Source organism: Streptomyces atratus (genome assembly GCF_040655115.1).
Classification (GTDB): Bacteria; Actinomycetota; Actinomycetes; order Streptomycetales; family Streptomycetaceae; genus Streptomyces; species Streptomyces atratus_D.
On sequence record NZ_JBFAJH010000025.1, the window covers coordinates 42,837 to 56,810 of the forward strand.

The 13,974-nt window shown below is 70.1% G+C and carries 11 protein-coding genes; 4 read left to right on the forward strand and 7 right to left on the reverse strand.

What is annotated here, in order from left to right:
• Positions 1–4: 4 nt before the first annotated feature.
• Positions 5–454 (reverse strand): DUF948 domain-containing protein, encoded by a 450-nt coding sequence (locus AB0I23_RS24550; RefSeq protein WP_037695363.1) that lies wholly within the window; start codon positions 452–454, stop codon positions 5–7.
• A gap of 164 nt (positions 455–618) precedes the next feature.
• Between AB0I23_RS24550 and AB0I23_RS24555 the strand changes: the two genes are divergently transcribed.
• A complete protein-coding gene (locus AB0I23_RS24555; RefSeq protein WP_359112256.1) occupies positions 619–2,826 on the forward strand; it encodes an ATP-binding protein in 2,208 nt (735 codons plus the stop codon).
• Positions 2,827–2,843: 17 nt separating this feature from the next.
• Here the strand turns inward: AB0I23_RS24555 and rpsD are convergent, their stop codons facing one another.
• Positions 2,844–3,458 (reverse strand): 30S ribosomal protein S4, encoded by a 615-nt coding sequence (gene rpsD / locus AB0I23_RS24560; RefSeq protein ID WP_359112258.1) that lies wholly within the window; start codon positions 3,456–3,458, stop codon positions 2,844–2,846.
• 188 nt (positions 3,459–3,646) lie between these two features.
• On the opposite strand from rpsD, the gene AB0I23_RS24565 reads away from it, so the two are divergent.
• On the forward strand, positions 3,647–4,348 hold the full coding sequence (locus AB0I23_RS24565; RefSeq protein WP_359112260.1) for a DUF2470 domain-containing protein: 702 nt from the start codon (positions 3,647–3,649) through the stop codon (positions 4,346–4,348).
• 9 nt (positions 4,349–4,357) lie between these two features.
• Here AB0I23_RS24565 and AB0I23_RS24570 read toward each other — a convergent pair whose 3' ends face one another.
• The 4 genes from AB0I23_RS24570 to AB0I23_RS24585 form a co-directional block, all read right to left on the reverse strand.
• Positions 4,358–5,731 carry a replication-associated recombination protein A gene (locus AB0I23_RS24570; protein WP_359112262.1) on the reverse strand — a complete coding sequence of 458 codons (1,374 nt, stop codon included), beginning with the start codon at positions 5,729–5,731 and terminating at the stop codon, positions 4,358–4,360.
• Between the two features lie 66 nt (positions 5,732–5,797).
• Positions 5,798–6,433, reverse strand: coding sequence for a vitamin K epoxide reductase family protein (locus tag AB0I23_RS24575; RefSeq protein ID WP_359112264.1), 636 nt, complete (start codon positions 6,431–6,433; stop codon positions 5,798–5,800).
• Positions 6,434–6,831: 398 nt separating this feature from the next.
• Complete coding sequence (hisS, locus tag AB0I23_RS24580; protein WP_359112266.1) at positions 6,832–8,094, reverse strand: histidine--tRNA ligase; 1,263 nt, start codon at positions 8,092–8,094, stop codon at positions 6,832–6,834.
• A 13-nt stretch (positions 8,095–8,107) separates the two neighbouring features.
• The gene (locus tag AB0I23_RS24585) at positions 8,108–8,794 is read right to left on the reverse strand and encodes an MBL fold metallo-hydrolase (protein ID WP_359112267.1); all 687 of its coding nucleotides are present in this window, start codon (positions 8,792–8,794) and stop codon (positions 8,108–8,110) included.
• 158 nt (positions 8,795–8,952) lie between these two features.
• On the opposite strand from AB0I23_RS24585, the gene AB0I23_RS24590 reads away from it, so the two are divergent.
• Together AB0I23_RS24590 and AB0I23_RS24595 are read left to right on the forward strand one after the other, a co-directional pair.
• Positions 8,953–9,744 (forward strand): peptidylprolyl isomerase, encoded by a 792-nt coding sequence (locus AB0I23_RS24590; protein ID WP_359112269.1) that lies wholly within the window; start codon positions 8,953–8,955, stop codon positions 9,742–9,744.
• 200 nt (positions 9,745–9,944) lie between these two features.
• Positions 9,945–11,174, forward strand: coding sequence for a DUF349 domain-containing protein (locus tag AB0I23_RS24595; RefSeq protein WP_359112271.1), 1,230 nt, complete (start codon positions 9,945–9,947; stop codon positions 11,172–11,174).
• Between the two features lie 221 nt (positions 11,175–11,395).
• On the opposite strand, the gene AB0I23_RS24600 is transcribed toward AB0I23_RS24595, so the two are convergent.
• Positions 11,396–13,936 (reverse strand): RelA/SpoT family protein, encoded by a 2,541-nt coding sequence (locus tag AB0I23_RS24600; RefSeq protein ID WP_359112272.1) that lies wholly within the window; start codon positions 13,934–13,936, stop codon positions 11,396–11,398.
• Positions 13,937–13,974 lie beyond the last annotated feature (38 nt).

A 13,974-nucleotide genomic window follows, 5' to 3' on the forward strand; every position in this document is an offset into this window, starting at 1 on the left:
TGCGTCAGTCCTTCGATCCGCGAGAGCTTCTGCCGCCCTGCTTCTTGGCTCGCGCGGACGGCACCGTGCGGCCGACGATCACCGTGCGTCGGGATGCCCGGCGGGCCGGCTCGGCTTCCGGAGCGGTCCGGCGGCCGATGGCCTGCCGTACTCCGTAACCGAAGGCGGCGACCTTGACCAGCGGTCCGCCGAAGGTCGATGCGACAGTCGTGGAGAGCGCCGAGGCGTTGGAGGTGACCTCCTGGACGTCCGTCGCGATCGCGTCGACCTTGTCGAGCTGCGTCTGCGCGGAACGCACGGTCGCGGACGCGTCGGCGAGCAGCGGAACCGCCTGCTCGGTCACGTCCGCCACGAGTTTGGTGGTCGCCCTGAGCGTCTGGGCCAGCCTCACCAGGACGACGGCGAGGAACGAGACCAGGATCGCCCAGAAGACGGCCACCAGGATCCCGGCCACCTCTCCACCGGACACAGTGCACCGCTCTCTGGCTTGTCGAATCGTCGTCTCCCGACCCTATCGCGCCGGGGGCCACGCCCCCTACCGCATTACTGCTGGGCGGGACGGTAGTTGCACAAAGGAGATTGTACGGAGAGCTTCCATGCCAGTACTCTGCGTGTTTCATGCGACGCTCTCAGCGCCCCTCCCCCGACCCCGACGATCCGGGCCGAGGCACCGCGGCGCGCGGCAATCTCCCGGCCGAACTGAACGGATTCGTGGGACGCGAGGCGGAGCTGGCCGATCTCGGCAGGCTGCTGCGGGAGTCGAGGCTGGTCACCGTGGTCGGGGTGGGCGGCGTGGGCAAGACGCGTTGTGCCACCAGGGTTGCCGCCCTCCTGGAGAAACGGTACTGCGACGGGGTCTGGCTGGTGGAGCTGTCCGCCGTCCGCGAACCGGTGCTGCTGGAACATGCGGTGGTCGACGCACTGGGACTCACCGATCACACCGGCCGGTCGCCCCGCACGGCGCTCCTCGAACATCTCGCCGAACGCCAACTCCTCCTGGTGTTCGACGGCTTCGAGCATCTCGTCGACACCTGTGCCGAACTGGTACAGGAGTTGCTGCGCCGGGCGCCGCGGCTGCGGGTGCTGGCCGCCGGGCGGCTGCCGCTGGATCTGGACGGGGAGATCGGCTATCCGCTCGCGCCGATGGCCGACGCGGACGCGCTGGAGTTGTTCGCCGACCGGGTGGCCGCGGTGCAGCCGGGTTTCCGGCTGACCGAGGACACTCGCGGATCGGCGCGCGAGCTGTGCCGTCGGCTGGACGGGATCCCTCTCGCGCTGGAACTGGCCGCCGGACGGCTGCGCGCCCTGTCCGTGGAACAGGTGCTGCAACGGCTGGACGACCGCTTCCGGCTGCTGACCGGCGGCAGCCGCACCGCGCCGGCGCGCCACCGGACGCTCCGTACGGCCATCGGCTGGAGTCATGAACTGTGCGCTCCGGAGCAACGGCTGCTGTGGGCGCGGCTGTCCGTCTTCGCCGGGCAGTTCGATCTGGAGGCCGTCGAATACATCTGCAGCGGCCCCGATCTGCCGGCCGACTCGGTGCTCGACGTGCTCACGGCGCTGCTGGCGCAGTCCGTCGTCCTGCGTGAGGACTCGGCGGCGGGCACCCGCTACCGGTTACTGGACACGGTGCGCGAGTACGGCGCCGAGTGGCTGGCCGCGACCGGCGACACGGACCGGTTGCGGCGTCGCCACCGGGACTGGTTCCTGGGACTGGCCACCTGGTGCGAGCTCGACTGGTTCAGCCCGCGTCAGGGCGAGGTGGCGGCCCGGGCCGAGAGCGAACTGCCCAATCTGCGCCGGGCGATGGAGTGCTCGCTGGAGACTCCGGACGAGGTCCATCTCGCGCAGTACCTGGCGGGCACGCTCTGGTTCCTCTGGGTCGGCTGCGGGCGCCTCTCGGAGGGGCGGCATTGGCTGGCCCACGTCCTGGAGGAGGAGACCCCGTACGACGCCTCGCGGCTCAAGGCGCTGTGGGTGCTCGGGTACGTGGCGGTGCTGCAGGGTGATCGGGTCGGTGCGATCTCCGCGCTGCAGGAGTGCCGGGAGGAGGCGCACCGGACCGGTGACGCGACGGCTCTGGCGTACGCGGTGCACCGCACGGGCTGTCTGGCCCTCGTCACGGACGACATGGCCCGCGCGGAGGAGCTGCTGCAGGACGCGCTGGGCCGCTACCGGGAACTCGGCGAGCTGAACAGCAACGTGCTGATGGCGCAGGTCGAGCTGGCGATGACGGTCGGGTTCCGCGGGGACCTGGAGGCCGCGGCGGCCATCTGCGAGGAGGTCAGGGAGGTCTGCGAGGACCGCGGTGAGCGATGGGCCCTCTCGTACGCGCTCCATGTGCTGGCCTACGCGGCGCTGCAACGGGGCCGGCCGGACCGCGCCCGGGAACTGCTCAGAAAGTCCCTGTCGATCGGTCACGCCTTCCATGACCTGCTGGGTTCCGTGCTCGCCCTGGAGTTGCTTGCCCTGGTCACGGCGGTCGAGGGGGACGCGGCGGAGGCGGCGGTGCTGCAGGGGGCCGCCGAGCGGATCTGGCCGTCGGTGGGGCCGCCGCTGTTCGGTTCGGCGTACTACGGGAGCCCCCGGGCCCAGTGCGAGAAGCTGGCACGGCAGGAGCTCGGCGACGCGCCGTACGAGTCGGGGCGCCGGGCGGGCGGCCGAATGGATCCGGACACGGCGGTGGCCAGGGCGCTGGCGGGCCGGGCCGTGGACCGGCCGGGCCAGGAGGGGCAGCGGCCGGGACCCGTGCCCGCACCGGGCGGCAGAACGCGGAAGCCCGCCGCCTCCCCGACATCGGGGAGGGGCGGGCCTGAGCGCTGGTGAGAGCGGCTACGCCTGGATCAGCGGGCGTAGTACTCGACGACGAGCTGCTCGTCGCAGATCACCGGGATCTCCTTGCGGTTCGGGTCCCGGTCCAGGCGGAAGGCCAGGGCCTTCAAGTTCACCTGCAGGTAGCGCGGGGTCTCGCCGTCGGGGGCGTAACCACCCTCGCGGGCCACCTGGAAGGGGTGCTTGTCGCGGCTGCGCTCGCGGACCATCACGATGTTGTCGGGACGGACGCGGAACGACGGCTTGTCGACCTTGCGGCCGTCGACCTCGATGTGGCCGTGAACGACCATCTGGCGGGCCTGGTAGATCGTGCGGGCGATGCCCGAACGCAGGACCAGCGCGTCGAGACGGCGCTCGAGCTCGATGACGAGCGCCTCGCCCGTCTTGCCCTCGGCCTTCTTGGCGCGGTCGTACGCGCGCGCCATCTGGCGCTCGCTGATGTCGTACTGCGCGCGCAGACGCTGCTTCTCGAGCAGACGGACCTTGTAGTCCGAGTTCTGCTTGCGGCCACGGCCGTGCTCGCCCGGCGGGTAGGGGCGGGCCTCGAAGTACTTGACGGCCTTCGGCGTCAGGGCAATGCCGAGCGCACGGGACTTCTTGACCTTGGGACGCGACTGGTTAGGCACGTTCTCCAGACCTCCATTGTGGGTTAGGTTAGGCTCACCTTACTCAAGGAGATCGTATGTCTCGCCCTGGGAACACCACACACGTCACGGACAGCACTGACAGCGTCGACGCCATCAAGGGCATCGATACGACGGAGGACCGATCAGATCGTGGTCAGCCGCGTCCCAGCGGGCTTGAAAAAACTCGGATGCCGTCAGCAGCCGAGCGCACACGAACTCTCGTACAGAGTACCTGTTCGGCGGTATTGCTCGTCCCCGGGATGAGCACTGCGGGCTTCGACCAGCTGATTCCACTGGACCGGAGCGTGGGCCCCGAGGGGGATCTGTTCCTCGAATTCCCTGCCGATTCCCCGGCCGTACGGGCCGCGGCACACGCCCAGGACGACGAGCTGACCGCTGTGCTGGAGATCACGGACGTCGCGCCGGTCTCGGTGCCGCACCGCATCCGCGGCCGCGGCCGGGTCTCCGGTCGGCTCACGCCCGCGCCCGGGATGGCCGGGCCGGGCCGGATGATGCTGCGGCTGGAGACGGGCGGGGCGTACGTCGACGATCTGTGGGGCGCGCAGGGCGTCGAGCCGGAGGAGTTCCGGGACTCCGCCGCCGACCCGCTCGTCGCCCACGAGGCGGAGCTGCTGCAGCATCTGCACGCGGCGCACGGCGAACAGCTGAACATGCTGTGCGGGCTCCTGGGCGAGCGGACGCACGAACGCCGCGCCGCACACGAGCCCTCCGTCGTCCCGGTCGCAATCGACCGCTTGGGGCTTCGGGTGCGGGTCTGTGAGGCGGACGGGCGGTTCTTCGACGCCCGCTTCGACTTTGCCGAACCGGTGCGCGACATGGTCGCGCTGCGCCGGGCCATGCGCACGCTGTTCGAGGCGGCGGCCCACTGAGCGGGGACCTCAGGCTTCCGCCGCACCGTCGGAGCCGCTGCGGCCGAGCCGCTCGCGGACCCGGTCCACCACGTCCGCGTACCGCGCCTCCGCGCCGTACCGCGTGGGCCGGTAGTAGTGCCTGTCGCGGACGGCATCAGGGGCGTACTGCTGAGTGGCGATGCCGCCGGGGACGTCGTGCGGATAGACGTAGCCCTGTGCGTGCCCCAGTTCGGCGGCGCCCTTGTAGTGGCCGTCGCGCAGATGGGCCGGGACCGGACCGGCCAGCCCCTTCCGTACGTCCTCCTGGGCCGCGAAGATCGCGAGCGTCGCCGCGTTGGACTTGGGGGCGAGCGCCAGCGCGATCGTGGCATGGCTGAGGGTGAGCGCCGCCTCCGGAAATCCGATCATGGCCACGGCCTGGGCGGCAGCGACCGCCGTGGGCAGGGCCGTCGGGTCGGCGAGGCCGATGTCCTCACTGGCGGAGATCATCAGCCGCCGGGCGATGAACCGGGGGTCCTCCCCCGCCTCGATCATCCGCGCCAGATAGTGCAGCGCGGCATCCACGTCGGAGCCGCGGATCGACTTGATGAGGGCGCTCGCCACGTCGTAGTGCTGGTCTCCGTCCCGGTCGTACTTCACCGCTGCCCGGTCGACGGTCGCCTCGACGGTCTGGAGAGTGATCTCCTTCTCCTGCATGGCGAGCGCCGCACCGGCCGCTGCCTCCAGCGCCGTCAGCGCGCGCCGCGCGTCTCCTCCGGCGATGCGCAGCAGATGCGCCTCCGCGTCCTCGGGCAGGGTGACCGCACCACCGAGTCCGCGCTCGTCGGTCAGGGCGCGGCGCATGAGAGCGCGCAGATCCTCGTCGGTGAGCGATTCGAGGGTGAGAAGCAGCGAGCGCGACAGCAGCGGCGAAATGATCGAGAAGTACGGGTTCTCGGTCGTCGCGGCGATGAGCGTCACCCAGCGGTTCTCCACGGCCGGCAGCAACGAGTCCTGCTGGGCCTTGGAGAAGCGGTGGATCTCGTCGAGGAAAAGGACGGTCTCCTTGCCGTACCCACCGGTGGCCCGGCGGGCGCCCTCGATGACGGCCCGCACTTCCTTGACGCCCGCGGTGATCGCGGAGAGCTCGACGAAACGCTTGTTGGTGGCCTTGCTGACCACGTAGGCCAAGGTCGTCTTGCCGATGCCGGGCGGGCCCCAGAGGATCACCGACGACGGGCCGGCGGGCCCGCCGCTCCCTTCGCCGACGAGGCGGCGCAGCGGCGAGCCCGGCTTCAGCAGATGCTGCTGGCCGACGACCTCGTCGAGCGTACGGGGACGCATCCGGACAGCGAGTGGACTGCTGGACGGGTCCTTCTCCTGGCGGTCTTCGGCGGCTGCGGTAAAGAGGTCGGGCTCCACGATGTGAAGCCTATGCCACGGCACTGACAGCGCCGCCGGGCCGGTCCCCGCCCGGGACCTGCCGGGTCAGCTGGTCCAGAAGTCCCACCAGCGGGTCAGGATCAGCATGCCGATGATGCCGACCCAGAGGACCGGCGGAACCCAGTGGAACTCCGTCAGTCCGTTGCGCAGCCAGTTCGGCGCGGGAAGGATCCGGTGCTTGATGTTGTGCGCGGTGACGTAGCAGAACATGACGATGGTGGCCACCCATGCCAGGCAGCACCACAGGCAGAGCGAGTTGATGTTGTACAGCGACTGGTACTGCAGCCAGGTGCAGAAGCCGACTCCGAACAGGGTGCCGGCATTGAGTCCGAGCCAGTACCAGCTGCGGAACCGGGCCCCGGCGAGCAGCGCCATGCCGATCCCGATGACCACCGAGTACGCGGCGAGTCCGAGCATCGGGTTCGGGAACCCGAAGACGGACGCCTGCTCGCTCTTCATGATGTTGCCGCACGAGACGACGGGGTTGAGGCTGCAGCCCGGGGTGAAGGAGGGGTCTTCGAGCAGCTTGAACTTGTCGATCGTGATGACCCAGGCGGCGAGGAGTCCGGCAGCACCTGCGATCACCAGCAGCAGTGCGAACGCGCGACTGCCGCCGATGGTCCTCTTCCCGCTGTCCTCGTCCTCGTCGGAGGAGGGATGGTCAACCGCTGCAGTCGTCATATCGCCGTTCCATCAGTCAGTGGCCTGCTGGGCATGGTCATTGTGCCGCACCGCCGCTCGGGTCAGCCGTTCGGTGGACATAAACATGCGCACACGGCGGCCCGGAATTCTCGGCTCCACGAGACGCCCCCTGGCGCTGGGCGCGGACGGCCGCCGCCTGCAGTCCCGGGTCGTGGTCGTCCGGCAGGATGAATCGGAACCCGCCGAGTTGACGGTACGGGAACGGCACCACGGTGGATCGGGGGTCGCACGGGCCCGGTCGCCCGGTCCGCCGGCGGACCGGTCCTGTGCCTGCTGACCTTCCGCTGGAGGAGCCGGCGCGACGGCTGACTCCGGCCGGCCCGCACCACGCCCTGTGCCCGCCCGGCGGGCCGGGCGGGCACAGCAGGAACGGTGGATCAGGCCAGCTTCTGCTGGATCTCGGCGACCAGCGCGTCGAGCGCGACCGGCTGCTGCTCGCCCGACTCCATGTCCTTGAGCTGAACCACGCCGTCGGCGAGATCGCGCTCGCCGGCGACGACGGTCAAGCGGGCACCGGACCGGTTGGCGCTCTTCATCGCCCCCTTGAGACCGCGGCTGCCGAACGCGAAGTCGGCGGCCACGCCCAGCTTGCGAAGCTCCGTCACCTTGGCGAACAGCACCCGGCGGGCCTCCTCGCCGAGCGGCACCGCGAAGACGCTGGTGGAAGGGGGCAGTTCGAGCTCGATGCCCTCCGCCTCCAGCGCGAGCACCGTACGGTCCACGCCGAGGGCCCAGCCGACCGACGGGAGCGCCGGGCCGCCGATCATCTCGGACAGACCGTCGTAACGGCCGCCGCCGCCCACCGCGGACTGCGAACCGAGTCCGTCGTGGACGAACTCGAAGGTGGTGCGGGTGTAGTAGTCGAGGCCGCGGACGAGCTTCTCGTCGTCCTCGTACGCGACACCGGCGGCGGTCAGCAGGTCGCGGACCTCCTCGTGGTACGTCTTGCACGCGTCGCACAGATAATCGCGCAGCACCGGGGCGCCGGCCAGTTGCTTCTGCACCTCGGGACGCTTGTCGTCGAGGACCCGCAGCGGGTTGAGCTCGATGCGCCGGCAGGTCTCGTCGTCCAGGTCCAGCTCGCGCAGGAAGCCCTGAAGGGCGTCCCGGTAGACGGGGCGGCACTCCTTGTCGCCCAGCGAGTTCAGCAGGATCCGGAAGTTCCGCAGGCCCAGGGAGCGGTAGGCCTGGTCGGCCAGGATGATCAGTTCGGCGTCCAGGGCCGGGTCCTCCGCACCGATCGCCTCGGCGCCGACCTGCGAAAAGTGCCTGTAGCGGCCCTTCTGCGGGCGCTCGTAGCGGTAGTACGAGCCGGAGTACCAGAGCTTGACCGGCAGGTTGCCGAGCTTGTGGAGGTTGGCCTCCAGTGCGGCGCGCAGCACGGACGCGGTGCCCTCGGGGCGCAGCGCGAGCTCGGAGCCGCCCTTGGTGGTGAGGGTGTACATCTCCTTGGACACGATGTCGGTGGACTCACCGACACCGCGCGAGAAGAGCGCGACGTCCTCGAAGCCGGGTGTCTCGATGTAGCCGTAGCCGGAGTTCTTCAGGGGCGCGGAGATCGCCTCGCGCACCGCGAGGAACTTCGCGGAGTCGGGCGGGGTCAGGTCGTACGTGCCCTTGGGGGCTTTGAACGTGCTCACAGTCTGTCTCTCGTCACATTCCTCGTCGGGGCGCGTCCATACCGTGGAGATACGGGTTCGTGGCGCGCTCGCGGCCGATGGTCGTCTGGGGGCCGTGGCCGGACAGCACCACGGTCGAGTCGTCGAGCGGCAGGCACACACGGGCCAGCGACTCGAGCAGCTCGGCGTGGTCGCCGCCGGGCAGGTCGGTGCGTCCGACGGAGCCGGCGAAGAGCAGGTCGCCCGAGAAGAGCACCTGCGGAACGTCCGCGGCCTCGGGCATCCCGAACGTCACCGACCCCTTGGTATGGCCGGGCGCATGCGCGACACCGAACTCCAGACCGGCCAGCTTCAGGAGGGCGCCGTCGCTCAGCTCCTTGACGTCGTCCGGCTCCCCCACCGTCAGCTCACCCATGAGCGGCATCCCGATGGAGCGGCCGAGGGCCTTCTCCGGGTCGCTCATCATGTACCGGTCCTCGGGGTGGATCCAGGCAGGGACGTCATGCGCGCCGCACACCGGGACGACGGAGGCGACATGGTCGATGTGGCCATGGGTGAGCACGACGGCGACAGGCTTCAGCCGATGCTTCTTCAGCGTCTCCTCGACTCCTTGCGTGGCCTGGTGGCCCGGGTCGATGATCACGCACTCCTCGCCTGCGGCGGGGGCGACCAGATAGCAATTGGTCCCCCAGGCCCCGGCGGGGAACCCGGCAATGAGCACGATCGTCCTTAATGGTCGTCCGACGGAGGGCTGCGGTGACCGCGACCGAGGAGGTCGCGGCAGTTCAGAGCCTACCGGCGCTCCTCATTCCACAGCTAACCCATATACGGTACGGGGCAACCCAGGCCCGATCAGACGACGTACAAGGAGATCACCCGGTGGTCAGCAGCGATCAGCGGCGGCGGCAGCTCGCCAGGGAGAAGTTCGAGCGGCAGCAGCAGCGCCGGGAGGAGGCCCGTCGGCGGACGAGGCGGCTCACTGTCGTCATCGCATCGGCACTGGCCGTGGTGGCGGTCGTCGGGGCTGCCGCGTACGTCTCCGTCGGCGACGACGACGCCAAGGACAAGAAGACCGACGCGGCGGCGAGCGCGAGCCCGTCCGCGTCGCCCTCGGCGAGCGAGAGCAGCGTGCCCGAGCCCGCGATGAAGATCGACAAGAAGGCGAAGTACACGTTCTCGCTCAAGACGAGCCAGGGCGACATCGCGTTCACGATGGACGCGGCGAAGACCCCGCACACGACGAACTCGTTCAAGTCCCTCGCCGACAAGGGCTACTTCGACGGTACGAAGTGTCACCGTCTGACCACGCAGGGCATCTTCGTTCTGCAGTGCGGCGACCCGAAGGGCAACGGCACGGGCGGCCCCGGCTACACGATCCCGGACGAGAACCTGACCGCGCTGGGCAAGGCGGGCAAGGACGGCACGGTGACGTTCCCGGCGGGCACGGTGGCGATGGCCAACACCAGCCAGCCGCACACCGGCGGCAGCCAGTTCTTCCTGGTGTACAAGGACAGCAAGTTGCCACCGACCTATACGCCGTTCGGAACGATGGACGCCGCCTCACTGAAGGCCGTGCAGAAGGTCGGGGCCGCGGGTGTCACCGGCGGTGCGGCCGACGGCGCTCCCAAGGAGGCCGTCACCATCTCCAAGGCGGCCGTCGACAAGGTCTGATCAGACCCTGGGGGCCGGACCGGCTGCACCGGCCCGGCCCCCGGTGCGCGGCCGAAGAATTTCGGCCGCGCTGAGTGCGGACAGCCGGGCGGCCGGTCGCCTAGATTGGCGTTGTGCAGGGCGGGCGCGGCCCGCCCCAGGAAACTGTGGACGATGCCGGGGGGCAAACCCTCTCACAGGCATCAGGTGGAGGAGGCGCTGTGAGCAGCGACCCGTGGGGCCGTGTCGACGAGACGGGCACCGTGTACGTGCGTACAGCCGATGGCGAACAGGTCGTCGGATCGTGGCAGGCCGGTTCTCCCGAGGAGGCTCTGGCCTATTTCGAGCGCAAGTACGAGGGCATCGTGGTCGAGATCGGCCTCCTCGAACGGCGGGTGAAGACCACCGACCTGTCGGCGAAGGACGCGACGACGGCCATCGAGCATCTGCGTCAACAGGTCGACGAGCATCACGCGGTCGGCGACCTCGACGCGCTCCGGAAGCGGCTCGACGCGCTGGTCGCGACGGTCGACTCCCGTCGCGAGGAGCGCAAGGCGCAGAAGGCGAGGCAGACCGACGAGGCGAAGCACGCCAAGGAGGCGCTGGTCGTCGAGGCCGAGGAGCTGGCGCAGAGCGAGCAGTGGCGCTCCGCGGGCGAGCGGCTGCGGGCACTCGTCGACACGTGGAAGGGCCTGCCGCGGCTCGACCGCAAGTCGGACGACGAGCTGTGGCACCGCTTCTCGCACGCGCGCTCGGCGTTCTCCAAGCGCCGCAAGGCGCACTTCGCCTCGCTGGACGCCCAGCGCGAGGAGGCCCGCAAGGCCAAGGAGAAGCTGGTCGTCGAGGCCGAGGCGCTCTCCGGTTCCACTGACTGGGGGACGACGGCCGCGCGTTACCGCGACCTGATGACGGAGTGGAAGGCGGCGGGCCGCGCCCAGCGCGAGGCCGAGGACGATCTGTGGAACCGTTTCCGCGGTGCGCAGGACGTCTTCTTCGCCGCCCGCGGCGAGGTCTTCGCCGAGCGGGACGCGGAGCAGGGCGAGAACCTCAAGCTGAAGGAGGAGCTCGCGGTCGAGGCCGAGAAGCTGGTGCCGGTGAAGGACCTGAAGGCGGCCAGGGCCGCGTTCCGTGCCCTCAACGAGCGCTGGGAGGTCATCGGCCATGTGCCGCGCGACGCACGCCCGAAGGTCGAGGGGCGGATGCAGGCGGTGGAGCGGGCGCTCCAGGAGGCCGAGGAGTCGGAGTGGCGCCGGACGAACCCGGAGGCGCGTGCGCGCGCCGCGGGTCTGACCGGTCAGCTGCAGGCGGCCGTCGACAAGCTGCGTACGCAGATCGACACGGCGCGCGCCGCGGGCAACAACGCCCGCGCCGACAAGCTGGCCCGTGAGCTGGAGGGCCGCCAGGCCCTGCTGGACCAGGCGCTGAAGGGCCTGGAGGAGTTCGGCGGCTGAACAGCTGCGGTCGGACAGCTCGAAGGGCCCTCCGCCGGTGGCGGAGGGCCCTTCGGTGTCCCGGCGGACCGCCGGCCGGCCTCGGCCGCGCACGACGGTGTCCGCAGCGCCGCCGAGGCAGGTCGCCGGGGAGCCGGCCGCCGACGCGAGGACGTGCCTGACGCCGGGAGCGTGCGGTCGGGCGCGACGCCCGGCAGCCCCGGCGCGGGCTGCCGGGGCGGTCAGGGCCTGCGGGCCGAGGTCACACGGTAGACGTCGTAGACGCCTTCCACGCCCCGTACGGCCTTCAGCACGTGTCCGAGGTGCTTCGGGTCCCCCATCTCGAAGGTGAACCGTGAGGTGGCCACCCGGTCCCGTGAGGTCTGCACGGCCGCCGACAGGATGTTCACGTGCTGGTCGGACAGGACACGGGTGACGTCCGAGAGCAGCCGCGACCGGTCGAGGGCCTCGACCTGGATGGCGACCAGGAAGACCGAGGACTGGGTCGGTGCCCATTCGACCTCCAGGATCCGCTCCGGCTGCTGCGACAGCGAGTCCACGTTGACGCAGTCGGCCCGGTGCACGGAGACGCCGCTGCCACGGGTGACGAAGCCGATGATCGGGTCGCCGGGGACGGGCGTGCAGCAGCGGGCCAGTTTGACCCAGACGTCCTCCACGCCCTTGACGACCACACCCGGGTCGGCGTTGGAGCGGCGCTTGCCGCGGCTGCGCGAGGGCGGCGCGCTCTCCGCCAGGTCCTCGTTGGCCGCGTCCTCGCCGCCGAGCGCCTGGACCAGCTTCTGCACGACACCCGCGGCCGCGACATGGCCCTCGCCGATCGCCGCGTACAGGGACGAGATGTCCGGATAGCGCATCTCGTGGGCCAGGGTGACGAGCGAGTCACCGGTGAGGATCCGCTGGATCGGCAGGTTCTGCTTGCGCATGGCGCGCGCGATGGCGTCCTTGCCCTGCTCGATCGCCTCGTCGCGGCGTTCCTTGGAGAACCAGGCGCGGATCTTGTTCCGGGCACGCGGGGACTTGACGAAGCCCAGCCAGTCCCGGGACGGCCCGGCGCCGGCCGCCTTGGAGGTGAAGACCTCCACGAGGTCGCCGTTGTCGAGGGTGGATTCGAGCGGTACGAGCCGCCCGTTGACCCGTGCCCCTATGGTCCGGTGGCCGACCTCCGTATGCACGGCGTACGCGAAGTCGACCGGGGTCGCGCCTGCGGGGAGCGCTATGACGTCGCCCTTGGGCGTGAAGACGAAGACCTCGTTGCGGGAGAGATCGAAGCGCAGGGACTCCAGGAACTCGCTGGGGTCCTCCGTCTCCTTCTGCCAGTCGAGGAGCTGGCGCAGCCACGCCATGTCGTTGACGGTGTCCTGGCCGCGGCCGGTGTGCTTGGGTACGTCGGTGCGGACCTTGGAGGCGCCGGCGACGGCTTCCTGCTTGTACTTCCAGTGCGCGGCGATGCCGTACTCGGCGCGGCGGTGCATGTCGAACGTACGGATCTGCAGCTCGACGGGCTTGCCGCTGGGACCGATCACCGTGGTGTGCAGTGACTGGTACATGTTGAACTTGGGCATCGCGATGTAATCCTTAAACCGGCCGGGGACCGGATTCCATCGCGCGTGCACGGTGCCGAGCGCCGCGTAGCAGTCACGGACGGTGTCGACGAGGACGCGAATGCCCACCAGGTCGTAGATCTCGGCGAAGTCCCGGCCTCGCACGATCATCTTCTGGTAGACGCTGTAGTAGTGCTTCGGCCGTCCGGTGACGGTGGCCTTGATCCGGGCGGCGCGCAGGTCGGCCTGGACCTCGTCGGTCACTATGGCGAGGTACTCGTCGCGTTTGGGGGCCCGCTCGGCGACGAGGCGGACGATCTCGTCGTACATCTTGGGGTAGAGGATCGCGAACGCGAGGTCCTCCAACTCCCACTTGATGGTGTTCATGCCCAGGCGGTGGGCCAGAGGGGCGTAGATCTCAAGCGTCTCGCGGGCCTTCTTCTCCTGCTTCTCCCGCTTGAGGTAGCGCATGGTGCGCATGTTGTGCAGCCGGTCGGCGAGCTTGATGACGAGGACCCGGGGGTCCTTGGCCATGGCGACGACCATCTTGCGTACGGTCTCGGCCTGCGCCGCCTCGCCGAACTTCACCTTGTCGAGCTTGGTGACGCCGTCGACCAGCAGGGCGACCTGGTCACCGAAGTCGCGGCGCAGGGTGTCCAGGCCGTACTCGGTGTCCTCGACCGTGTCGTGCAGCAGACCGGCCATCAGCGTCGCCGGGTCCATGCCGAGCTCGGCGAGGATCGTCGTGACGGCGAGCGGGTGCGTGATGTACGGGTCGCCGCTCTTGCGTTTCTGGCCGCGGTGCCAGCGCTCGGCCACCTGGTAGGCGCGCTCGATCTGGCGCAGCGTGGACGTCTCGATCTTGGGGTCGTTGCTGCGGACAGCCCGCAGCAGCGGTTCGAGGACCGGGTTGTACGGGCTGGAGCGCTGCACGCCGAGCCGGGCGAGCCTGGCCCGTACCCGGTTGGATGAGCCGCTGGAGCGGGCCATCGGGCCGGCCGGGGCCACGGGCTTGGGGGGAGGCGGCGAGACGGGGACCGGCTGGGCAGGCGATTCCGCCGCGACCCCCTTCGCCCTGGGGGGCGTCTGCGAGGCACTGCTCGCCGGTTCGGGAGCCGGGGGCTTCGGCCTCTCCGCGGGCTGCTTCTTCCCGGGCGTGGCTGGGACCGCCGCGGGCTTGTCGGGCTGCGGGGCGGCTACTGGCTGGGCCTCGTCTGGCAAGAGCGCTCCTCGTGCGGATCCGGACTCCCGGAAAGGCC

Coding starts and splice junctions, on each gene's coding strand:
- AB0I23_RS24555 (WP_359112256.1), top strand. CDS start 619: ATGCGACGCTCTCAGCGCCCCTCCCCCGACCCCGACGATCCGGGCCGA.
- AB0I23_RS24565 (WP_359112260.1), top strand. CDS start 3,647: ATGCCGTCAGCAGCCGAGCGCACACGAACTCTCGTACAGAGTACCTGT.
- AB0I23_RS24575 (WP_359112264.1), bottom strand. CDS start 6,433: ATGACGACTGCAGCGGTTGACCATCCCTCCTCCGACGAGGACGAGGAC.